The organism is Litoribacter populi (genome assembly GCF_007483685.1).
GTDB lineage: Bacteria > Bacteroidota > Bacteroidia > Cytophagales > Cyclobacteriaceae > Litoribacter > Litoribacter populi.
On record NZ_VMKN01000001.1, the window covers coordinates 991,299 to 1,013,678 of the forward strand.

At 43.3% G+C, this 22,380-nt stretch carries 17 protein-coding genes and 1 pseudogene; 10 read left to right on the forward strand and 8 right to left on the reverse strand.

Translation table 11 applies throughout. From position 1 onward, the window contains the following. Positions 1 to 5: 5 nt before the first annotated feature. Complete coding sequence (locus tag FPL27_RS04145) at positions 6 to 245, forward strand: hypothetical protein (protein ID WP_143959885.1); 240 nt, start codon at positions 6 to 8, stop codon at positions 243 to 245. On the opposite strand, the gene FPL27_RS04150 is transcribed toward FPL27_RS04145, so the two are convergent. Then, positions 242 to 670, reverse strand: coding sequence for a GAF domain-containing protein (locus tag FPL27_RS04150; RefSeq protein ID WP_143959886.1), 429 nt, complete (start codon positions 668 to 670; stop codon positions 242 to 244). The genes FPL27_RS04145 and FPL27_RS04150 overlap by 4 nt on opposite strands. Before the next feature lie 604 nt (positions 671 to 1,274). Between FPL27_RS04150 and FPL27_RS04155 the strand changes: the two genes are divergently transcribed. From FPL27_RS04155 to FPL27_RS04165, 3 genes are all read left to right on the forward strand, one after another. Further along, positions 1,275 to 1,832 (forward strand): YdeI/OmpD-associated family protein, encoded by a 558-nt coding sequence (locus FPL27_RS04155; protein WP_143959887.1) that lies wholly within the window; start codon positions 1,275 to 1,277, stop codon positions 1,830 to 1,832. A 398-nt stretch (positions 1,833 to 2,230) separates the two neighbouring features. Further along, positions 2,231 to 6,289, forward strand: coding sequence for a response regulator (locus FPL27_RS04160; protein ID WP_143959888.1), 4,059 nt, complete (start codon positions 2,231 to 2,233; stop codon positions 6,287 to 6,289). Between the two features lie 148 nt (positions 6,290 to 6,437). Further along, on the forward strand, positions 6,438 to 7,250 hold the full coding sequence (locus FPL27_RS04165) for a CheR family methyltransferase (RefSeq protein ID WP_143959889.1): 813 nt from the start codon (positions 6,438 to 6,440) through the stop codon (positions 7,248 to 7,250). Positions 7,251 to 7,262: 12 nt separating this feature from the next. On the opposite strand, the gene FPL27_RS04170 is transcribed toward FPL27_RS04165, so the two are convergent. Next, positions 7,263 to 7,685 (reverse strand): BLUF domain-containing protein, encoded by a 423-nt coding sequence (locus tag FPL27_RS04170; RefSeq protein ID WP_143959890.1) that lies wholly within the window; start codon positions 7,683 to 7,685, stop codon positions 7,263 to 7,265. A 354-nt stretch (positions 7,686 to 8,039) separates the two neighbouring features. Here FPL27_RS04170 and FPL27_RS04175 point away from each other — a divergent pair, with 354 nt between their 5' ends. From FPL27_RS04175 to FPL27_RS04195, 5 genes are all read left to right on the forward strand, one after another. Then, the gene (locus tag FPL27_RS04175; protein WP_143959891.1) at positions 8,040 to 8,396 is read left to right on the forward strand and encodes a hypothetical protein; all 357 of its coding nucleotides are present in this window, start codon (positions 8,040 to 8,042) and stop codon (positions 8,394 to 8,396) included. Between the two features lie 113 nt (positions 8,397 to 8,509). Beyond that, positions 8,510 to 9,718 (forward strand): efflux RND transporter periplasmic adaptor subunit, encoded by a 1,209-nt coding sequence (locus FPL27_RS04180; RefSeq protein ID WP_143959892.1) that lies wholly within the window; start codon positions 8,510 to 8,512, stop codon positions 9,716 to 9,718. Continuing rightward, on the forward strand, positions 9,718 to 12,858 hold the full coding sequence (locus tag FPL27_RS04185; RefSeq protein ID WP_143959893.1) for an efflux RND transporter permease subunit: 3,141 nt from the start codon (positions 9,718 to 9,720) through the stop codon (positions 12,856 to 12,858). Before FPL27_RS04180 ends, FPL27_RS04185 begins: the two co-directional genes overlap by 1 nt. 2 nt (positions 12,859 to 12,860) lie before the next feature. Further along, positions 12,861 to 14,294, forward strand: coding sequence for a TolC family protein (locus FPL27_RS04190; RefSeq protein ID WP_143959894.1), 1,434 nt, complete (start codon positions 12,861 to 12,863; stop codon positions 14,292 to 14,294). A gap of 85 nt (positions 14,295 to 14,379) precedes the next feature. Further along, positions 14,380 to 14,925, forward strand: a complete 546-nt coding sequence (locus tag FPL27_RS04195; protein WP_143959895.1) for a cupin domain-containing protein — start codon at positions 14,380 to 14,382, stop codon at positions 14,923 to 14,925. On the opposite strand, the gene FPL27_RS04200 is transcribed toward FPL27_RS04195, so the two are convergent. The 6 genes and pseudogenes from FPL27_RS04200 to FPL27_RS04225 all read right to left on the reverse strand — a co-directional run bounded on the left by FPL27_RS04200 (position 14,922) and on the right by FPL27_RS04225 (position 20,005). Then, positions 14,922 to 15,839: a DUF4097 family beta strand repeat-containing protein gene (locus tag FPL27_RS04200; RefSeq protein WP_143959896.1), complete on the reverse strand. Its 918-nt coding sequence runs from the start codon at positions 15,837 to 15,839 to the stop codon at positions 14,922 to 14,924. The genes FPL27_RS04195 and FPL27_RS04200 overlap by 4 nt on opposite strands. 42 nt (positions 15,840 to 15,881) lie before the next feature. Beyond that, positions 15,882 to 16,694, reverse strand: a complete 813-nt coding sequence (locus FPL27_RS04205; protein ID WP_143959897.1) for an outer membrane beta-barrel protein — start codon at positions 16,692 to 16,694, stop codon at positions 15,882 to 15,884. Between the two features lie 21 nt (positions 16,695 to 16,715). Then, positions 16,716 to 17,729, reverse strand: a complete 1,014-nt coding sequence (locus FPL27_RS04210; RefSeq protein WP_143959898.1) for a hypothetical protein — start codon at positions 17,727 to 17,729, stop codon at positions 16,716 to 16,718. 183 nt (positions 17,730 to 17,912) lie between these two features. Beyond that, the gene (locus tag FPL27_RS04215) at positions 17,913 to 18,623 is read right to left on the reverse strand and encodes a hypothetical protein (protein WP_143959899.1); all 711 of its coding nucleotides are present in this window, start codon (positions 18,621 to 18,623) and stop codon (positions 17,913 to 17,915) included. Beyond that, entirely contained in the window at positions 18,616 to 19,185 is a 570-nt protein-coding gene (locus FPL27_RS04220) for an RNA polymerase sigma factor (RefSeq protein WP_143959900.1), read from the reverse strand. The genes FPL27_RS04215 and FPL27_RS04220 overlap by 8 nt, the downstream gene beginning before the upstream one ends. A 206-nt stretch (positions 19,186 to 19,391) precedes the next feature. After that, positions 19,392 to 20,005 (reverse strand): annotated as a pseudogene (locus tag FPL27_RS04225) (Uma2 family endonuclease). A 475-nt stretch (positions 20,006 to 20,480) separates the two neighbouring features. On the opposite strand from FPL27_RS04225, the gene FPL27_RS04230 reads away from it, so the two are divergent. Beyond that, on the forward strand, positions 20,481 to 22,361 hold the full coding sequence (locus FPL27_RS04230; RefSeq protein ID WP_143959901.1) for a CocE/NonD family hydrolase: 1,881 nt from the start codon (positions 20,481 to 20,483) through the stop codon (positions 22,359 to 22,361). The last annotated feature ends 19 nt before the right edge of the window (positions 22,362 to 22,380 follow it).

Consider the following 22,380-nt stretch of genomic DNA (forward strand, 5'->3'; position numbering starts at 1 on the left):
CTTAAATGCTATTTTACCATCAACTTGCAATTCCTCCTGACGGGATGAATTATAATAATGCCCTTGCTGATAAAGGGGAACCTCATGCTGCCATCAGGGTTCATCTCAAGTTGAAAGATGATGCCTGGAAAAGTATCGGTCAGCTTAAGGATTTGCTCATTTTTAGCTTTGAGCTCTTGATATTGTTGTTGAATAGTGCGCCTGTATTCTATAAATCTCATGGCCTTTTTTGCCAATATTTTTAGACCCTCAATTTGTCGTTCACTAAGCGTTCTTTCCGTCTTATAATTACACACAGTGCGCCTATCCCGTGCCCTTCTTCTGTCCGTAGCGGTACTCCAGCGTAAAATCGGATATGGGGATCCCCTGTTACTAGCGGATTTTCTCTAAAATTTATATGGTCTAATGGACTGTTTACGATAAATACCTCCTCCCCACTGTCAATGGCGTGCCGGCAAAAGGAACTATCTATAGGAGTGGAATCGAGATCGGTACCAACTTTACTTTTGAACCATTGCTGTTCCTGTTCAAACAAGGAAATAAGCGAAACGGGCGTTTCACATATCAGGGAAGCTAATTGGGTGATTTCGTCCAACTCTTTTTCTGGGGGCGTATGAAGAATCCCGAACTTATAAAGAGCTTCCAATCTTGCTTTTTCCTTACCTGCCATATACCAACATTTACAATAATCTGCCGCTAATAAGCTAAAAAAATGTATTTATTGCAAGTATTATTGTACCAGTAAATTTAATTAGGAATGAAGAATTAGGAATGAGGGACGCCGTTAATTCTTCATTCCTAATTCCTCATTCTCAATTTACTTTGTGCGACTTCTTTTTTACTTTGAGTGACCAATTTTATTTATTCTCTTCGTGCCCTTCTTTTCCTTTGAGCCCTTTGTGCCCAATTTGAAAAGAAAAGCAGCAGGAATCCCGCTGCCATTGCTAAACTATAAACAACCTTATGCAAATCCATCTTCGCATTTCGGGGGTAAAGTTAAGGCCTAGAGTGCGTTGAGGCTAAGGGTTTTTGATGGACGGTGGGGTTGAAAATCTTCATTTATTCATCATTCAAGAAATCGGAAATGTGACTCGAGCGAAGTCAGAGACATTCGCACAACCGAGACCGTACTAAGTCAAGTGCGGAATAGTACGAAGTCGGAGACATTCGCAGAACCATGTAAAAAAGCAGTAGTCCTGGAAGTACTTGGTACATGGTATCTTAGTACCCAAAATCATTATATTTGTCTCTACACCCTTTAACCCCCCAATAGTATGAACAACGAAAAGTGGATCCATGAAGTAGAATTTTTAAAATCCATAATTGAGGAGACTGAACTTGAGAAGACCAAGAAGTGGGGGGCGGATGTGTATGTGATTGGAAAAACAAATGTGGTCATGGTGGGGGGATTCAAAGATTATGTTTCGGTGTGGTTTTATGATGGGGTGTTTCTCGAGGATCCTTTGGGGGTGCTGGGCAACTCACAGGAGGGGAAAACCAAGGCCATGAGACACTGGAAGTTTACCTCCATGGAAGAGATTGATCCGGTGCTGGTAAGGGAATATGTGGAGGAGGCTATTGCGAATGCCAAGGCGGGTAAAACCTGGAAGGCCGAAAGGTCAACGGAGGTTGAAATTCCCGAGATACTGCAGGCCGCGCTGGATGAAGATGAGGGTTTTAAAGAAAGCTTTTTTGCGCTTACTTATGGCAAGCAAAAGGAATATTGTGAGCATGTGTCCTCAGCCAAGCGGGAGGAGACTCAGCTGAGCCGAATTGAGAAGATGAAACCGATGGTGAATAGGGGAGAGGGGTTGAATGATAAGTATAAGTAAGTACGAGGTACGAAGTTGGAAGTACGGAGTTCACGCAACGGCGCAGAGAGGAAGGCGCGGTAGGAGGATAAAGTACGAAGTTGGAAGTACGAGGTACGAGGTACGAAGTCAATGTCATGGGGTTAAGGCATGAAAATTGCTTGATTTTTCGGTTAGATATTACCAAACTTTTCTATTTAATAGATTATTAAAGTGTTGATTGTTAAGTCGTTAAGGTTAAATAATACTGGTTAGGGTATTTTGCTGCTATATTGAACTTTTTTAATAAAAAATGATTTTTTAACAGGTCAGGGGGTCAAAATCCTTAAAATAATGGGGCTATCTTGGCTCTTTTTTATAATTATCTGAGTGCTTTGAGAAAATTAATTTATATTTGAGCACTCAAAACCTTGCACAGTATGAATTTCATAAAGAATCTGTCAATTAAAACCAAGTTGATGTTGATTGCCTTGATCCCAATCTTGGCGCTTTTTTATTTTCTTGTTATACACCTGCAAACTCAGTTTGAATCTAGAGCTAATATCTATCAGGTGCAGGAAGATGTGTTGAGGACTCAGAAGATGTCCAACCTAATCCATGAGTTGCAGAATGAAAGACTTTATTCTCTGGAATATATTTTAGGTGAAAAGAATATCCAAGGTCCGCAACTTGCCAGAGAACAACGAAAAACTGATGCCACACTTGAGGAGTTTATGCAAGAAGTCTCCTTGACAGAAGAGGAACGTGAAGGTGAGGCAGAATTCCATAAAATCATGGCCGGACTTCGTGCTTATGTGCAATCTCCAGATGTTAGTATCGATTCTGTGCAGGCACAGTTTGCATTTATTAATACAGCATTGGTAGATGTGGCTCATGAAACAGTTTTGAATACTCAGAATAGCGAGGTAAGAAGGCTTTTGATTGGTCATATTAACCTTATGTACGCAAAGGAGTATTTTGGTCAGGCCAGAAATGAGCTTAATCAAAACATCCGTGCGGGAGGTTTCAATGGACCGGATTACAGTAATTACTCTGCAGCGGTAGGGAAGTATCAAGTTAGCCTTGCAAACTTTATGCGGGCCACCACTCCAGAGCTTTCAAATTATTATAACCTCCAGGCGGAAAGTAATCCCCAAATAGGAAACACCTTATCCATGCTTCAGGGTGCAACTGCGGATTATACTTTGGAAAATTTTGACCAATCTTCACAGGAATGGATGCAGAATGCCACAGGTTATTTAAATATGTTGAAAGGCGTGGAGGATAGGTCCAATGTTGCCATAAGAAATCTAGCGCAGACTCAACTGGAGGCTGTAAACACAACAATTTATACTTCATTTGCTATAGTATTGATCTTTTTGACACTTATAGCCTTTTTTGTAAACTTTATCATCAACAGTCTTACAGGGGCTTTCCATCAAATCCAAAGTGCGGCCAATAGGATTGCAAAAGGGGACTTGGACCTCAATCTTGATATTGACTCTAGGGATGAGATTGGTAGCCTTGCAGTTTCCTTTAATCAAATGGTCAATGTGACTAGAGATTATGTGGACTCAGCAGAAAATATTGGAAAAGGAAATTACACCATCCACATTCCGGTAAGGGGGGAGCAAGATAAGTTGGGCATTTCCCTCAATACCATGAAGGATAACCTCAAGAATTTATCTGAAGAAAATGAAAATAGGACTTGGTTGCTTACTGGTAATAGTGAGCTGAATAACAATATCAGAGGTGACAGAGATCTGAGAGAACTTTCCCAAAGCATTATCAGCTTCCTTTCCGACTATTTGGAAGCTCAGATCGGAGCCATTTATCTTGTCGAAAATGGTGCTCTGCATCTTTATGGAAGCTATGCCTTCAATAATAGAAAAGGCAATACAAATGTCATTGAATTTGGCGAAGGATTAGTGGGTCAAGCCGCATTAGAGGAGAAAACCATCGTATTCTCCAATGTGCCGAAAGATTACCTTCCGATCACCTCAGGGCTGGGCAGCAAAGACCCAAATCATATTATTGTGTTCCCGTTTGTATATAATGGAGAGCTCAAAGGTGTGGTGGAACTTGGTACAGCGGATGAGTTTACCGAACTGGAGAGAAAGTTGTTGGAATTGATGGGTGAAAACATTGCCATTGCCTTCCATTCCAACCAGTCTAGGACACAAACGAAGGAGTTGCTTGAAGAAACCCAACGACAGGCTGAGGAACTTGAGGCCCAACAGGAGGAGCTTCGTCAGACCAATGAGGAGCTTCATACGAAGACAACCATGTTAGAGGAGTCAGAGATTGAGCTGAGGGCCCAGCAGGTTGAACTTCAGCAGACTAATGAGGAGCTTGAGGAAAAAGCCACCCTTCTTTCTGACCAAAAAGAAAGACTGGAAAGAGCTAAAAAAGAACTGGAGACCAAAGCCAAAGAGCTTGAGATGAACAGTAAGTATAAGTCTGAGTTCTTGGCAAACATGTCTCATGAACTTCGTACCCCGCTTAACAGTATACTGATTCTTGCTGAATTATTGGCTGATAACAGAGCACAAACCTTGTCCGAGAAGGATGTAGAGTTTGCCAAGAATATCCACAGCTCTGGAAATGACCTCTTAAGCTTGATCAATGAGATCCTTGACCTTTCCAAAGTGGAATCGGGTAAGATTGAATTGGAAGCCGAACAGGTGGAATTGGATGGTTTGATCAAGAAAATCTATAAGCAGTTTAAAGAATTGTCTGTGAAAAAATCCATCGAGTTCCAAGTGAACTACGATGATGATGATATTAAACAGCCGATAGTTACGGATAAATTACGATTGGAGCAGATTTTACGAAATCTCTTATCCAATGCCTTTAAATTTACACACGCCCAAGGAAGTGTGACCTTTGATGTAGATATCATCAGGTCTCATGGTAATTTTACCAGTAAACAGCTGAACCAAGACCCTAAAGTTTTGGTGTTTAAAGTGACTGATACGGGTATAGGTATTCCGAAGAATAAACAAGGGGTGATTTTTGAGGCCTTCCAGCAAGTGGACGGTTCGACCAAGCGTGAGTTTGGTGGTACTGGACTAGGGCTATCAATCAGCCGTGAAATTGCCACCAAGCTAGGTGGAGAAATTCACCTTGAAAGTGAGGAAGGCAAGGGTAGTATCTTTACGCTTTATTTGCCATTGGACAGTGGGTTTATAGTGGAGGATTATGCTTCTCCCGTGGAGCATTTGGACGATTTATTGGATGAAGCCAATATTGACAGGCCTCTCGAGGATCCAACTCCTGGAGTGCAAATAGATATTGAAGATGACCGCCATAAGATAAAAGCGACAGATAAGATTGTCCTCATAGTGGAGGATGACCTTTCCTTTGCAAATGTTCTCTTGAAATTTGTTCGAGAGAAAGGTTATAAGGGAATAATAGCCCATCAAGGGGATGTAGGACTAAGTTTGGCAAGACATTATCAACCAGATGCAATGTTGCTAGATGTTAAGCTTCCAGTGATGGATGGGACGGAAGTTTTGAGAAAAATAAAGACTGATCCTCATTTGCGGCATATTCCGGTACAGGTAATTTCCGGTTATGACAAGCGAAAGGAAGGTTATGAACTTGGAGCGTTTGATTTCTTGCAAAAACCTCTTTCTCAAAAGGATCTTACGACTTCCTTTGGTAGAGTGGAGGAATTTATCAAGAAAAAACTTAAAAAACTCCTGATCATCGAGGACAATGTACAGCATAACAATGCTATCCAGGAGTTGATCGGTAATGGTGATGTGCATTCTTATTCTGCCTTCAGTGGACAGGAAGCCGAAAACATGTTGAATTCGGACAATTTTGATTGTATTATTCTTGACCTTGGCTTGCCAGACATGACAGGGATAGAATTGATGGAAAGAATCAAAGCCAACGAGAAAATCCGAAAAACACCTATCATTGTTTATACCGCTAAAGATCTCAGCAAAGAGGAAGCTTTGAAGTTGAACGTTTTGGCTGACACGGTAGTATTGAAAACTGTGAATAGTCATGAGCGACTACTCGATGAGACCAGCTTGTTCCTTCATAGGGTGGAATCTAAGCTGCCCGCTGAAAAGCAACAGATTATCAGAAAACTTCACAGAACAGACGAAGTGCTTCAGGGTAAAAAGATTTTGGTGGTAGATGATGATAGCCGCAATATTTTCTCTTTAACTCATGCCTTGGAAGCTGAAGGTATCACCTGCATTACTGCCGAAAATGGTAAAGTAGCTGTGGAAATGATTCAAAAAGATCCAAAAATTGACTTAATCCTAATGGATGTTATGATGCCTGAAATGGATGGCTATGAGGCTACCAATGCCATAAGGGGTATGGAGCAATTTGATCATATACCTATTATAGCACTTACGGCTAAAGCTATGAAGGGGGATAGGGAAAAATGTCTAGCTTCCGGAATGTCGGACTATGTTTCCAAACCGGTGAATATCAATCAATTAATTTCTTTGTTAAGAGTTTGGCTTTATAAGTAAAACAAATAGCTGAAAAACCTGTTTTAATTGTATGCAAGAGCCTTTAAGCTCTTCATTATGATTGAAACTTTGAAAACACCTGGACGAATGTCATCCAGGTGTTTTTCTACATTTAAACCTAAAAATAGCCTGCAATACCCCCTCATTTATGGAAAATGAAATCGAGATCCATCGCCTTTTTGAGGATCTGAATTCTGCGTACGGTTTTGACTTCACCGAGTATGCGAAGAGTTCTGCCATCCGCAGGGTTTCGTATTTCATGGAAATCCATAAAATTCCCACCCTACCAGATCTCACTCGCGTGTTGTTGCGCAATGAGAACGTCTTTGCCAGTTTCGTACAGGAATTTACCGTCAACGTCACCGAGATGTTCCGGGATCCAGGCTTTTATGAGAGTTTAAGGGCAAATGTCATTAAAAAACTTTCCAGCTATCCCGTAATCAAGATATGGATTGCTGGCTGCTCTACAGGGGAAGAGGCTTATTCAACGGCCATTTGGTTGGAAGAGGAAGGATTGCTAGACCGTTCCATCATTTATGCCACCGACCTAAATCCAAGGGTTGTATTTATGGCGAAGAAAGGGGTGTATAATGAAGAGCTTATGCAGCTTTATAGCAAAAATTACAAAGAAGCTGGAGGGAAGCATTCTCTTTCGGATTACTATAGAGCCGATTTTGGTTCGGTGATCTTTGATAATAGGCTAAAGAAGCATATGGTGTTCTCGGTACACAACCTAGTTGCCGACACCTCATTCAATGAGTTTCAGCTAATCCTCTGCCGCAATGTTCTCATCTATTTTAATCAAGATCTCCAAAATCGGGTGTTCAAGCTTTTCCATGACAGCTTGTGTACCTTCGGCTATCTAGGCTTAGGAAGCAAGGAGTCCATGCTCTTCTCCGACAACCGCCACGATTTTGTAGAAGTAGATAGGATGCGGAAAATTTTTAAGAGAAGATACTAATTTACTACAATTTCAAATCCTATTGTTCCTCAAAAAAGCCCGTAACACCGTCAACGCTGGATGGTTGTCTTCTGAATAAAGGTAAGAATGAAAATCCTGGTCGGTTGCTGATTTAAAACCGGTGAGTTCTTTTGCTTCTTGCGGAGATATGGAGTGATATCCCATTGACCATTCTGGAAAATTGCGCTCCATAAGGTCCCCTTCCTTCAACCGGATAAGGCCTCTATGTCGGGAATCCTGACCAATGGTTTTGTATATCCTCATGACTTTTTCCTTTTCCCCTTCTAGGACCTGGATAATGCTACCATCTAAATAGATCAATATGCCTGTAATTCCATTTTTTTCATTGTTGGCTCGACTTTTAACCAGAATTCGCTGAAGTTCCTCCTCTGTAAATTTTGTCGCCGCTGAACTCAAATAAACGATATAATGCATTTTGTTAAGCTAATAGGTTAATTGATACCCCAAAGTTGATAAGGAATCATTGGAAATCAAAATCAAATTTAGTTTTGGGTACTATCAGTTAGTTTTGGGTACTGAGTATAAAGTACCATGTACAACAGGACAATATAATCGTTATTTCTAGCCGTTAGTGGACTGATTGCTGCGAAGTATCGAAAGTACAAAGTTTTATTATGGGTAATAAAAGGAAATGGAAAAAAGGTATAAAACCACAGCTGTCCTGGAAGTACTTGGTACATGGTACATAATACTTTGTACTAAATAAATCTGGTACACTTTTTATAATACATAATTGTATCCGCATCACAATATGCGTAGTTTTGTAACATGCAAATAAAAGAATCGAAATCGGTTATGGTCTTTTGGACCAGAATGCTGGCAGTTTTTCTGTTAGTGCTTTCTTTTGCTGATCATGATGATAGAATTTTTATAGGGAAAGATTATCAATCTGCTGCCATTGAGGCTTTAGAATATGATGATATTGATTTTCCAACTTCAGTTTCCCGTAGTGACTCTCAGCCTTCTTCCAAAGTGGAAAGGGCTGTTATTCTGCCTCTGGCCCTGATTTTTAACCTGGAGATAATTAAGGAAATTCCCACAATATTATTTCCAGTCCAGCATATTGGTGTCCACCTTCCAATCCAGGTACTCCTGGATCGTATTACCTGCCCCAACGCACCCTAAATTCATTACTTTTCAGCTTTGCTGACCCTTTAAAAGGGTCAAAATAGTACTGTTATCTACAACAGTATGGCCTACGCGTATTTATCATCCTAAGTAATTTAGTAATCTTTATTATGCAACTCTTAAGCATTCTTAAGGCTGAGACGGCTGTCTTCTTGCCTGTTAGAACCTATCTGACCCTTTTTCTTGTTGTCGGCCTGGCTTTCTTTGTCAGTTCCTGTAATCAGGGCCACAGTAAAAACGATGAAAAAAATAAAATCCCGCAAATCCCAGTATTGGAATTGCAACCTCAATCTATAGAAATTCCCCAAAACTATATCTGTGAAATTCAGGCGGTGCAGTTTGTGGAAGTTAGGGCCAAAGTGGAAGGTTTTGTGGACCGCATTTATGTGGACGAAGGTGAGTTTGTCACCAAAGGCAAACCTTTATTTCAACTTACCTCCATGGAATTTAATGAAATGGTCAATGGAGCTAATGCCCGCCTCATGCAGGCGAGGGCAGAGGCAAAAGCTGCCAACTTGGAAGTGGAAAGACTAAAGGTCTTGGTGGATAAGGATATCATTACCGCCTCCGAACTTGAGCTTGCCAAATCCAAGCGTGCCGTGGCGGAATCTGCCATTGCGGAAGCAGAGTCTACTTTAAAGAATGCGCAAACGGGATTGTCTTACACTACTATTCGGGCGCCATTTGATGGTATAGTGGATAGGATACCATTCAAAACCGGAAGCTTGGTGACGGCTGGTGACCTGCTTACCAACATTACGGACATCTCGGAGATTTTTGCTTACTATAAAATCAATGAAAATGAGTACCTCAACTATATGAGGAAAAAAATTAAGGAAGAAGGTGAGGATCAAGTTATCGAAGACCTTACTTTGATCCTTTCCGACGGTACCACTTATGCCCACAAAGGCCATTTGGAAACGATGGAGGCTGATTTTGAGCGTGGAACCGGCTCAATTGCTTTCCGTGTAAGATTCCCCAACCCAAACAGCCTGTTAAAACATGGGGCAAGTGGTAAAATACAGATGACCAATCAGTTGGAGGATGTTTATTTGATCCCCCAGAAGTCCACCTTTGAGATTCAGGATTTTAGCTACGTGTATGTAGTGGATAGTGAAAATACGGTTAAGGTCAGGAGCTTTAAACCCTTGAAAAGGCATGATGTGTTTTACGCTGCCCAAGGATTCAATCCTGGCGATAGGATAATCTTTGAAGGAATCCAGCAGGTGAAAGATGGGGTCAAAATCCTTCCTGACCAAGTAAGTGCACAAGATGCATACGGTGAGTTTATGAGTAAGCTTGAGGAGGGGCAAGAGTAATGTTAGAGTTATTTATAAAAAGGCCAATTCTCTCCACGGTCATTTCCGTATTCATTACCCTCTTGGGGCTTTTGGCTTTGACATCATTGCCAATTACCCAGTTTCCTGACATTGTCCCGCCCTCCGTTACAGTGACGGCAAGATATACAGGGGCCAATGCTGAGGTACTTTCCAAGGCGGTGGCCACACCATTGGAGCGAGCAATCAACGGGGTGCCAGGCATGACCTATATGTCATCGGTAAACACCAACGATGGTGTTACTGTAGTGACGGTAGTTTTTGATGTAGGCACAGATCCTGACCAAGCGGCGGTAAACGTGCAGAACAGGGTGGCAACAGTTGTGGATGAATTGCCTGAGGAGGTAATAAGGGCGGGTGTGCAAACGGAGAAAGAGGTGAACAGTATGTTGCTATATCTCAATTTATATAGCTCTGACACTTTACAGGACGAACGTTTTGTGTATAATTTTGCAGATATTAATATTCTACCAGAACTCAAGCGAATCGATGGTGTGGGTTTCGCAGAGATTATGGGAGCCCGGGATTACTCCATGCGGATCTGGCTAAACCCTAGTCGAATGGTTTCCTATGGCCTTTCCCCGCAAGACATCACAGAAGCCATAAGAAGACAAAATGTGGAGGCTGCTCCTGGAAAGTCAGGTATTAGTTCTGACCAATCTCCCCAAATGCTTCAGTATGTGTTAAAGTATACCGGCAAATTCAATCAAGAAGAAGATTACGAAAACATAACGCTAAAAGCGTTGCCAGATGGATCCTTGCTGAAAATCAAGGATGTGGCTGAAGTGGAGTTTGGTTCCCAAGATTACAACATGGTTTCCATTACCGATGGAAAACCATCCGCCTCTATCATGATCAAACAAAGACCTGGATCCAATGCCCGGGAGGTGATTGCCAACATCAAGGATAAAATGGGGAAATTGCAAGAAAGCAGCTTTCCTCCAGGGATGGAATTCAACGTGAGTTATGACGTTTCCAGGTTCTTGGACGCTTCCATTTCAAAAGTGCTTATAACCTTGCTGGAGGCCTTTATTTTGGTTTCGCTAGTGGTATTTATTTTCCTTCAGGATTTTAGGTCCACTTTGATCCCAGCAATTGCGGTTCCTGTTTCGCTGGTCGGAACCCTGTTTTTCATGCAGATGTTTGGCTTTTCGATAAACTTACTTACTCTGTTTGCGCTAGTGTTGGCCATCGGGATAGTGGTGGATAATGCCATTGTGGTAGTGGAGGCAGTCCATGTGAAGATGCATGAGCAGAAAATGAATGCTTACAATGCTACCTTGGCCGCGATGAAGGAAATAGGAGGGGCAATTGTGGCCATTACATTGGTGATGTCTGCGGTATTTGTACCGGTTGGGTTTCTTTCAGGGCCAGTTGGAATTTTCTACCGTCAGTTTTCTCTCACTTTGGCCATTGCCATTGTCATATCCGGGGTCAATGCTTTAACGCTTTCTCCAGCACTATGTAGCATACTGCTCAAGCCTACCCACCAGGAAGGTAAGAAAAGTTTGATGCAGAAGTTTTTCGACAAGTTTAATGAAAAATATGAGCAGTTGGCCGGAAAATATGCCAAAATACTTAACAAGATCGCTGGAAGAAGGACGGTGACCTTTGGAGCCTTGGGATTGTTCCTTCTTGCTACATTTGGTATGAGCAGTGTGGTGCCGAGTGGTTTTATCCCCACTGAAGACCAAGGGATGATCTATGTCAATGTGACCACTCCTCCAGGTGCTACGGTAGAAAGGACTAAGGTTATATTGGATGATGTGCAGGCGGCTTTACTTCCTTTGGAGGAAGTGGAGACCATCTCGACCTTGGCAGGGTACAGTTTGCTTACCGAAACCGCTGGTGCCTCCTATGGCATGGGCATGATCAACCTGGTAGGGTGGTCAGACAGGGAGCTTGGAGTGGATGAACTAATCCGAGAATATCAGGAAAGAACTTCCCATATCTCGGGAGCCGAAATTCAGTTTTTCTCGCCACCAACCGTACCAGGATTTGGTAACGCATCAGGTTTTGAATTGCGCCTTCAGGACAAGACTGGCGGGGGCTTGGATCAGACTTCCCGTACCACCCAAGAATTCCTTACAGCACTCAATGAGCGAGAAGAATTGAATGGTGTCTTTACCAACTTTGACCCTAGCTTTCCGCAGTATGTGCTTCATGTGGATCATGATAAGGCTGCTAGGCTTGGAGTGTCGATAGATGGGGCCATGGAAACCCTACAAAGCTTAGTAGGAAGTTTTTATGCTTCAAATTTTATCCGGTATGGCATGATGTACAAAGTGATGATTCAGGCTGCCCCACAATATAGGGCTAATCCTGAGGCTATTTTGGAGATGTTTGCCAAAAGCGACAATGGCAACATGGTACCTTATTCCAGCTTCATAAGTCTAGAGCGAGTCTATGGTCCAGAGCAGTTGACAAGATACAACATGTTTACCTCTGCTATGATTAATGGTGACGCTGCACTGGGTTTCAGTTCCGGAGATGCCATCAAGGCTGTTGAAGAAACGGCACTAAATATTCTGCCAAGAGGGTATGATATTAATTGGTCGGGCATGACGCGTGAGCAGATCGAGTCAGGCAACCAGGCTGTGTACATTTTCCTGATATGTTTGCTCTTCGTTTATCTGCTCTTGGCTGCCCAATATGAAAGCTACCTGTTACCACTGCCAGTAATACTATCCCTTCCAGCGGGTGTTTTTGGCTCATTTCTTTTCCTCAAACTTACCGGATTGGAAAACAACATCTATGCGCAGGTTTCCCTAATCATGCTGATTGGGCTTTTGGGGAAAAATGCCATCCTAATCATCGAGATCGCTATACAGAATCGGGCGAAGGGTATGGGAATCGTTCAATCTGCTATAAAGGGTGGGGTTGAAAGGTTGAGGCCTATCCTGATGACCTCTTTTGCCTTCATCTGCGGATTGATCCCATTGACTGTGGCTTCTGGAGCGGGTGCAATTGGCAACCGAACCATTGGTACGGCCGCGGCAGGAGGGATGTTGATCGGTACCTTGGTTGGGATCTTCATCATTCCGGGATTATATGTGGTTTTTGAATCGCTTTCCAGCAAGTTCAAAAAGCCTAAAATCGAAACAGAAAAAGCAATGACTTAATCATGAGATACTTATTAATATTCATATACTCCTTTATTCTACTTCAAGGCTGCAAAGTTCCTCAGAAGGTCACCCAAGATATCAGCTTGGACTTGCCTGAGGTTTTTGAAATGGAGGAAGGAGAAAAGGAAACTATCGCAAATGCACCTTGGCAATCTTTCTTTGCCGACAAAAACCTCCAAGCCGTGATTGACACCGCATTGGTGTATAATCAGGATCTGAGAAAAACTTTGGAGAATATCCGAATAAGCCAAGCTAGGCTTAAGGCTGCAAGGTTAGGGCAACTTCCGGAGCTTAACGCAATGGCAGGAGCGAGTGTACGTAGGTTTGGGGATTATACCATGGATGGGGTTGGAAACACAGATACTAATTTCTCAGAATTCCTTCCTGCAGATAAACGTTTGCCTTCTCCTTATCCGGACTTTATTGTTGGAGCTGAATTTGGGTGGGAAGTTGACCTATGGGGTCGGCTTTCTGGTCAAAGAAAAGCCGCAGCAGCCCGCTTCCTCGCATCAGAAGAAATGTTGAAAAGTGTCAGAACCTGGCTGGTTGCAGAAGTGGCCCACCAGTATTTTGAAATGGTGGGGCTGGATGAAGAGATTGAAGTTTTGGAAGAGAACATTGAACTTCAAGAATTAGCCTTTGAACTTTCAAAAGATCTCAAAACCTCCGGCAAGGAAAATCAACTTGCCGTGGACCAGTTTGAAGCACAGATGTTAAACTCTAAATCTTTACTCATCCATAAAAAAAGGGAGTTAAGGACAGTAGAATTAAACCTCAGCGAACTCACAGGTAGATATCCAGATAATATCGAAAGGACCGGGCTTGAACCTGCATTTGCTAAACCAAGGGTGATTTCATTGGGAATGCCTGCTGACCTGCTTAGACTAAGGCCAGATGTGCGGAGAGCAGAGCAAGAGCTGATCGCTAGCCAAGCGGATGTTGGAGTCGCTCGTGCGGATTTCTTTCCTTCTCTTCAACTCTTCGGAATGGCCGGTTTCAATGCTTTTGAATTTAGCAAACTGTTTTTGAATCCAGCCTCTTCTGTTTACCATCTCGGGGCCGGTCTTTCGGCTCCGATTTTCAGTAGAAGAAGGATCAGGTCCGCCTATGAGGAGGCTTCAGCTTCTCAAAAAATCGCCTGGCTGGATTACGAGCAAACCGTCTTGAAAAGCTATTTAGAAGTGCTGGATATGGTGAATGTTTATTCTACACTAGAGGAGCAACTTGAAGTAAAAGAACAAGAGGTAAACGTGCAAAAACGCTCCGTAGAAAACTCCAACACCATGTTTTCGGTAGGATATGCCAATTACCTTGAAGTGATTAATAGTCAGAGCAGAGCTTTGAATGCAGAGTTGGAGTATATAGAACTTAGGCGGGAGCAGTTGCAGGCAATTGCTTCCTTGTACCGATCCTTAGGGGGCGGTTGGAACTAATTACCCTTTAAATTGCAGTAGGCTGTCGGCCTGAATGGGTCGGCAGCTTTTTAACCACTTTCATTTAAATACCATGTTAGAAATCATGAACCCCTGCGTAAAGTTGACGCATCCCGTGTCTGGCGACTCAGTGGAGTTTGTCAGTACGACTAAAGAAAATGATGGGTTTTTCAGTATCATGCATGTGTTATTGAACCCCACATCCAATATTCCTTACCAGGTGCACAGAAAAACCGTGCATGTTTTTACAAGTTTGAAAGGAGGACTATGTATACGCTTAAAAGGTGGTGAACTGGAGCTTTTGCCAGAAGGAAAATCATTTACAGTTTTTCCTAATACCCCCTATGCTGTGCTTAATCCTGGTGTTGGTCCCATCAAATATGAGCATAAGGTCAATCCTGGAAGAAGGGGGTATGAAGATGCCATCAATATTGCCTTTGGAATGCTGAGGGTGGGTCATCGAATGAGTATGGTGGAAAAAAGCTTTTTGGATTATATTTCAGACACATATCCATGCACCTTACAAGAAAAAATGCTCCAACCCCTAAGACGATTTTTCGCTCAAAAAGCGCTTAAGGATGGAGCATATAAGAAACTTATGGACAAGTATGGGGTAAAGCCAACGGTTTAATTCTCAATTACTATACTTCCCGAGGCTATGCTACCTTTGATAGTATGTTGGGCATTATTGTCCACTCTCAAGGTCCTTGACCGGGAGTTGCCCACTGTCACCGATCCGCTAGCTGCAGAGATATCGAAATTGTAATCCTGCAGGTTTGTCGGGGTTTGAATTCGGATAGAGCCTGAGCTTCCTTGTAGACTGGTAGCCACGCCTATACCTGAGTTTTCTGCTTTCGCACTTCCTGAGGTAAGGTTTATACTGCCGATTTCATATACATCATTCATGGTTATATTTCCCGATGTGATAGAGGCATCCAATATTCCTCCAACCTCAGTAGCTTTTAGGTGTCCGGTCACGGATTTATAAACCACATCACGGCCCACTCCGTCCAAATCCACTTTCCCAGAAGTCATCTCGCAAAAGATTGACCCCCCGATATTCTGTGCTTTGACTGTTCCGGAGGTTCCCTCTAGGTAGACATCTCCTCCTACATTGTTGAGGGCAACACTTCCTGATACGAATCCAATGTGTGTTTCAAAACTATCTGTATCCTCTACCAAGATCTTACTTGCCACGATATTAATGAAAAGTTGCATATCACTTGGCCCGGTAAGGTGGATATGTCCACGGCTAGTATCGTTGCCGCTTCTCCTTCTTTTTGCCGGTTGGTAGGATATTTTAAGGGTATTGCCTACCGACACAAAAACTAGGTCCTGCCCCCTGTCTTCCTCGGCCTCCAGTAAAGCCTCCATGTTGACCGTCTGAGAGTTGTTGCCTTTATAGCTCACATCCAAAACTCCAGCCTCTACCTCAATCATGGTGATTCCTTCGTAAGATTTTTGTACATCTACTATGGTTTGCCTCTGGGCAAAGGTGGTGATAGCCAGCAATAGGCCTATAAGGGTTAAAAATGAAGATTTCATTAGTGAAAGAGGTTATATTGTAACAAATAAAATAATAGTGGTTTATAAAATTATCCCAAAGCTCATGGCATTTACTTCTGGGCCACGGTTTGATTGGAATACATGGTTGAGGTCATAGTTGAAGAAGAAATCAAGCCAACTGATGCCCAGCTCTCCTCTCATGCCGTAGCGCAGATTTTCAAGAAACATATCGCTTCGGTCAAAATCTTTGTTTCGGCCATTGTCCTGATAGACAAATTTGCCTCTACCGCCTAAGCGATAACCTGCATATGGCCCGGCGCCGATTCTGAAGCCGTTGTGACCTGTGCTTATTTTAGGGATCAAAGCTAAGGTCAGGTAAGATGCTGCTACCTTGGATTTTACCCCACCGGCACGCTCATTAAACTCGATGGCTTCATTGCCTTTCACAGCTTGTATGTTGTCATCAGCAAACTTGAAGTTGTGAAAATGCACTCCAGCAATACCTTTGACGTAGAATTGGTTGCTGACTTTCATCTGTCGGACCATATTGAGGCCTACCATCCAGCTGCCCCAAACTCTCACATCTGGTGCAGCTTGCTCACCTTGCCAAATGCCTTTTCCCAAATCAATGGTGAAATAAGAGCGAGGGATCAGGTTTTTGCCATCTCTATAAATTGCCTCGCTGCTATGCTCATAAGAGAAATCCACATTTGTACGATTCCGGTTTTGAGACTGATCTTCGTAAGTTCTGGTCTGGAATTTCAGGTTGCCTTTGAACATGGCAACCTTAGACTCATTTTCTTCAACCAAAACTTCATTTTTATCCTGTGCCTGTAGCGTATATGAAAGCTGAAGAAACAGGGCCGTTAATAATATCAAACTGACTTTTTTCATGACTGTAGGTTAATCTTTGAATTAAAACACCAATCCAAATGAGATCGGATTCAAGCTTGGGCCTTGTCCAGGGAGGAAAAGCTCATTCAAGTCATAGGTGGTAAAGAAGGTTATGCTTCTGAAACCGACCTCGCCTCTGATGCCGTAGCGAAGGTTATTTAAATAGGAACCTGCACTTTCTTTTTCCCTGCGACGGCCCGAAGTAGGCAATTCTCTATAAACATATTTACTTCTGCCTCCTAATCTATAGCCTGCATAGGGGCCAGCGGCTACTCTAAGCCCGTTTCTTCCAGCATCGTTCATCTTACCAAAATCCAACCTGAATAGTGTCTGGGCAGTTAGGTAAGAGGCTGAAACCTTGCTCTTGAACCCAGCCACATCATCCCTTAGTACCCAGCCTACATTGCCATCCTGGTTTATGGCCTGGAAGCGTGTGTCCTCAAACTTGAAGTTGTACCATTGCACACCCAATCCGAAGTCCCAGTAAGCGCCTTTTGCTACCCGCTGACTGGCCATCCAGTTAAGGCCCACATTCCAGCTTCCCCAACCCTTTACAGAATAAGGCGATGCCCCGCTTGGGAAATTCCCGTCTTCCAGGTAATTGTTGACACCTAAGTCAAAATTGAAATAGGTGCGGAAACCTGGGTCTACTCTTTTGGGTTTGCGGTCTTTGGATTCCACCCGAACATGGGTTTTGTCACCGCCTTCATCTACGATTACCCGGAATCTACCCACAGAAACCTCGGTTTCATTTGCATCTTCCCTTACGGTTACTATTTCTTTTCCTTTCAACTCCACCACGTGAAGTTTACCGGTTTCCTCATCCATCTGAAGGTTGAGCTCTCTGATGATCTGGTTCACATCCAGAGTTTTGAGAAGTTCAAAATCCGCTCTGTTGTCCACCAAAATCACAATCTTGCCGGATCTGCCAAAGTCAACTATGACGCTGTCCTGCTTCGTCTGGCCCCCTTGGTCCTGACCAAAGGCCATCTGTATCAAGGCCAATAATAAAATGGCTAAAAGGTACTTTTTCATCTGTTTAAAATTGAGAGTTTTAATTAACCGCTAAGGACGCTAAGCTTCGCAAAGAATGGGATGTAATCAACTCTGTGTCCTCTGATCCTCCCGATCCGCTTCGCTCCTCGGGACAAGTTCTGTGGTTTTCTTTTTAAATAATTTCTTTGCGTTTCTTTAATTCTATGCGGTTAGCTTATTGAATTAATTTTTGTTTTTCCTTGAGGTAATCGTTGCGAAGAGATTGTTTTTTGCATCCTGCAGGTCTGCAAAACCCTGATCCACTTTGTTGAATATATTGCCTACTTTTTCAATTTTGTTTTCAAGTTCGTCAATAATGGTTTCCTTTTCAGGTTCCGGACTCAGGCCACTTGACACAATCCTTACCCGAACTACCTCGGCATCCGCCAAGAGTAAAGTTTGGTCTTCCAGGGCAGGTAATTCAAGTTCGGGGATTTCAATTTCCTCTATCTTTATACTTGCCACCGGTTGCCTTGCCTCTTCGGTTGGTTGCCGGTATTCCAGTGCCACAGGGGTGGTAACTTTTGGTTGGACTGGCTTGCTTCGTTTTGGCGCCGGCTCAGCTATTGCTGGTTTTTCAATGGGAACCGTTTCTTCTACGATTTCTGCAAGAGTTTCCTGCTCAATTTCAGTTACTGTTTCCTTTTGCTCAGTGATTTGGTCGGCAACTGGTCGGGCCAACTCTTCGGTCATATTCAAACTGATCCAGATCAGGCCGGCCATGGTCAACAGCAAAGCCAGTGAGGCAGCCGCTCTCCACCAGGGGAATGAAGACGCTTGCTTGTTGCTAAGCTGTCTGTCCAGTTTTTCCCATGCCAAGCCGGAAGGCTTCACTTGATGGTTTTCCAGTTTTTCTCTGAAAAGCTCGTCTATATTTGGCTGTTGCTTATCCACTGATGCTCCTTTCTTTTATGTTCTGGTCTGATAATTTCTGTTTCAAGATTGCCCTAGCTCTGCTGAGTTGGGATTTGGAGGTGTTTTCCGAAATCCCCAAAAGCTCCGCGATTTCCGGATGGCTGTAACCTTCTATCGCGTATAGGTTGAAGACTGTCCTATAGCCGACCGAAAGTTCCCCGATCATGGTCATCAGATCTGCTGTTTCCATGTCGGTGAATTCATAAGGACTCAGATTGGCTACCGAATCGCTTTCCTGGTTGACTTCCATAAGCAGGTTGCGTTGGTTTCGCAGGGTGAGCAGGGCATTGGTAACAATTATCCTTTTCATCCATCCCTCAAAACTTCCTTTCCCTTCAAATTGGGCAAGCTTTTCAAAGATCTTCATAAACCCTTCAATCATGATGTCCTCTGCCAGATCGCGGTCTTTGACATATCGGATCGCTATGGCCAAAAACTTGCCCGAATAGGCATCATACAGCGCCCTCTGGGCTTTTCTATCGCCCCGGAGACAACCTTTGATGATGTCGGCCTCTTCGGTAAAAGTCTTTCGGATAAACATTATGATTGGTTTTCAAATAAGTAGATACAAGTTAGGCAAAAAGGGTTGCATGGGGGGAGAAAAAAAATTAATAAATTTTAACAGAGGGGGGCTGGGGGGCTGTAAATGGGTATTTCCCACTTCATTATTCATAATTTGGCGTTCGCTATTCATTATTTGAATTCTTAATGATGAATATCGAATGAAGAATAAATAAAGACTTTCGGTCAATCCAGATCCTTAAAAAACTCCTCTAAGTCAAGCTGGAAGCCTTTCAGGACAGATGACTCCACTATATCACCCTTTCCGTAAAGCCTTGAGGCGACATAGCCCCAGTCCTTCAGGGTATTGATCAAAAGGGTCTGCTCAAATGGATGAACCAGCCAGTATTCCTTCACCCCACTTTCCCGGTAAACTTCATACTTGTGATAAAGCTCCTTTCTGTTGTTGCTTATAGAGAGGATTTCCACGATCAGATCAGGAGCTCCTATACAACCGGCATCATCGAGTTTGGACTTATCGCAGATCACGCATAGGTCAGGTTGCACGACAGTGAAAATATCCTCGTTTTTCTTCGATTTGGAAGGTAAACGAACATCAAAAGGGGCAGAGTGAATTTTACAGTGTTTGCCTTGAAGGAATTTGTTCAGGGCAAAAGAAAAACCATTGGCCACCTCCTGATGGATTCTGCTGGGTGCGCAGTCCACTTGAAAACCTTCCCCTTGATAATCTCCACCATCTCGTCCATTTCCCAGCTGAGGTAGTCGGCATAGGAATATTTTCCTCCATAAGAGAAGCTGGGTTTTTTGGCGATGGATGGCTTCTTCTCCCTAATCTTCATTCCCTTAATTTACGAAAATTTCAGCCTTCCTTAGTCATTTATCATCAGGTTTTTATGTCTTCCTATAGTTCAAATAGGGGGGCTGCAAGGGGTCAAATTGGTTCAGTCCTGGTTAATTATTCTAAATCGTAAATAGTTTGTATTACTGTTTTGTAAGCATCGAGGGCAGAATAATCTATTGATTATACAAGTATCAAGAACGTATTAAGAGCGTATAATCAGCGTTAATTAGCGCTGATGAACCGAATTTTATTTGTTTTTGGATTTTATGTTATCAGTTGTAATTTTTAACCTTGTCTAGGTTTCAATTATGGCTCTATTATTTAATGTCCCTAGAAATTAACCCCTGGATTGCCCCGGTATCAAGTAGGGCGAATCTTGCATGGTTGGTGGAATATATTGCCACTTATGTAACTTCTGAAAGGATTTTTTGCCAATTGTTTATATTAGATTTTTAAATGAACTTTTAACCAATATGAACAGACTTAAGATTTCTTTAATCATTCTACTGCTAGCATTTGGGCAGGGTGTATGGGGACAGGAACAAGACATCCTCGCCAAGCTGGAGGAAATAGCCATCGTGGATCATAAGGTAATGATGCCGATGCGCGACGGAACAAGGTTAGCCACTGATATCTATAGGCCCAAAGGGGATGAACCCGTTCCGGTTATTTTTTCGCGAACACCCTATAGCTTTAACAGCTACAGGGATGGGGAATTGGTTAGCCGGACTATGGAGGCAGCCTATGAAGCAGTGCAACGTGGGTATGCCTATGTGGTGCAGAATGAGCGGGGGAGGTTTTTTTCCGAAGGGGAATGGGATATTCTCGGCACTCCATTGACTGACGGCTATGACGCCATGACTTGGATGGCCGAGCAGGAGTGGAGCAATGGTAAAATCGGTACCCTTGGATGCTCATCCACCGCCGAATGGCAAATGGCCGTTGCGGCTATGAATCATCCGGCCCATGCCGCTATGGTGCCACAGGGTTATGGTGCTGGAGTTGGCCGTATCGGGGATTTCTACGAGCAGGGTAACTGGTACCGTGGAGGTGCCGGGCAGATGCTTTTTACCGCCTGGCTTTATGGAACTCAGCATGATCCGATGGCGCCAAAGTTGCCTGAAGGAATTGAGCAGGAGGATTTGTTAAGACTGCAGCGCTTTTATGACATGGCCCCTCGCTATCCCAAAGTGGATTGGGTGGAGGGGTTGGCTCACCTTCCCGTGCAGGACATTATTAAGAATGTAAACGGCCCGCAAGGCATTTATGAGGAAATGATCACCCGTAAACCTAATGACCCGGCCTGGTACGAGGGGGGACTATATCATGATGATATGGATTTTGGGGTGCCCAGCTTTTGGTTTGTGTCTTGGTACGATGTGGCCAGCAGCCCGAATTTAGCACTTTATAATCATGTCAGAGAAAATGCCTCCGAGGAAAATATCCGCAACAACCAGTTTCTGGTTATAGCCCCGACCTTGCATTGTGCCTTTAAGAGGGCAACGGAAAATACCATTGTGGGCGAAAGGAGCATGGGAGATGCCCGCTTGGATTATGATGAAATGATTTATGGCTGGTTTGATTTTTGGCTGAAGGGTGAGGAAAACAATGTGACCTCAGAAATGCCTAAGGTGAAATACTTCACTATGGGATCAAATAAATGGCAGACTTCTGACACTTGGCCTCCTAAGGAAGCAGAAATGACCACTTACTACCTAAACAGCGACGGGCAAGCCAATACAAGGTTGGGAGATGGCAAGTTAAGCACTCAAAAAGCCACTGAAGACAAACCCGATTCTTTTACCTATGATCCCATGGACCCAATAATGTCCTATGGCGGCAATGTATGCTGTACCGGCAACGCTGTGAATGGCGGGGCATTTGACCAGCAAGAGATGGAGCTGAATGAAAATATTCTTGTTTACACCTCCGAGCCTTTTGAGGAAGGCGTGGAGGTCAGCGGTTTTATCGAGTCCAAGCTTTATCTTTCTTCAGATGTGAAGGACACCGACTTGACTATCAAAATCATTGATGTATACCCCGACGGAAGAGCCTATAACCTGGACGAGACCATACAGCGGGTGCGCTATAGAGAAGGGTATGAAAAGGAAGTGTTTATGGAAGAAGGGAATGTCTACGAAGTGAATCTGACGCCTATGTCGACGAGTAACTATTTTGACAAAGGGCATAGAGTAAGGATTGAGGTTTCTAGCTCCAACTTCCCTCGTTTCGACCGAAACTTGAATACTGGTGGGGACAATTATGACGAGAGCGAAGGGGTTGTAGCGACGAACAAGATCCACCATTCGGAGGAGTATCCAAGTAGCATTAGTTTGCCGGTGGTGAGGCGTTAAAAACTGTAAAGCAGCCAGG

Coding starts and splice junctions, on each gene's coding strand:
- FPL27_RS04155 (WP_143959887.1), top strand. CDS start 1,275: ATGAACAACGAAAAGTGGATCCATGAAGTAGAATTTTTAAAATCCATA.
- FPL27_RS04190 (WP_143959894.1), top strand. CDS start 12,861: ATGAGATACTTATTAATATTCATATACTCCTTTATTCTACTTCAAGGC.
- FPL27_RS04220 (WP_143959900.1), bottom strand. CDS start 19,185: ATGTTTATCCGAAAGACTTTTACCGAAGAGGCCGACATCATCAAAGGT.
- FPL27_RS04195 (WP_143959895.1), top strand. CDS start 14,380: ATGAACCCCTGCGTAAAGTTGACGCATCCCGTGTCTGGCGACTCAGTG.
- FPL27_RS04200 (WP_143959896.1), bottom strand. CDS start 15,839: ATGAAATCTTCATTTTTAACCCTTATAGGCCTATTGCTGGCTATCACC.
- FPL27_RS04145 (WP_143959885.1), top strand. CDS start 6: ATGCTATTTTACCATCAACTTGCAATTCCTCCTGACGGGATGAATTAT.
- FPL27_RS04205 (WP_143959897.1), bottom strand. CDS start 16,694: ATGAAAAAAGTCAGTTTGATATTATTAACGGCCCTGTTTCTTCAGCTT.
- FPL27_RS04175 (WP_143959891.1), top strand. CDS start 8,040: ATGCAAATAAAAGAATCGAAATCGGTTATGGTCTTTTGGACCAGAATG.
- FPL27_RS04165 (WP_143959889.1), top strand. CDS start 6,438: ATGGAAAATGAAATCGAGATCCATCGCCTTTTTGAGGATCTGAATTCT.
- FPL27_RS04150 (WP_143959886.1), bottom strand. CDS start 670: ATGGCAGGTAAGGAAAAAGCAAGATTGGAAGCTCTTTATAAGTTCGGG.
- FPL27_RS04160 (WP_143959888.1), top strand. CDS start 2,231: ATGAATTTCATAAAGAATCTGTCAATTAAAACCAAGTTGATGTTGATT.
- FPL27_RS04230 (WP_143959901.1), top strand. CDS start 20,481: ATGAACAGACTTAAGATTTCTTTAATCATTCTACTGCTAGCATTTGGG.
- FPL27_RS04185 (WP_143959893.1), top strand. CDS start 9,718: ATGTTAGAGTTATTTATAAAAAGGCCAATTCTCTCCACGGTCATTTCC.
- FPL27_RS04210 (WP_143959898.1), bottom strand. CDS start 17,729: ATGAAAAAGTACCTTTTAGCCATTTTATTATTGGCCTTGATACAGATG.
- FPL27_RS04180 (WP_143959892.1), top strand. CDS start 8,510: ATGCAACTCTTAAGCATTCTTAAGGCTGAGACGGCTGTCTTCTTGCCT.
- FPL27_RS04170 (WP_143959890.1), bottom strand. CDS start 7,685: ATGCATTATATCGTTTATTTGAGTTCAGCGGCGACAAAATTTACAGAG.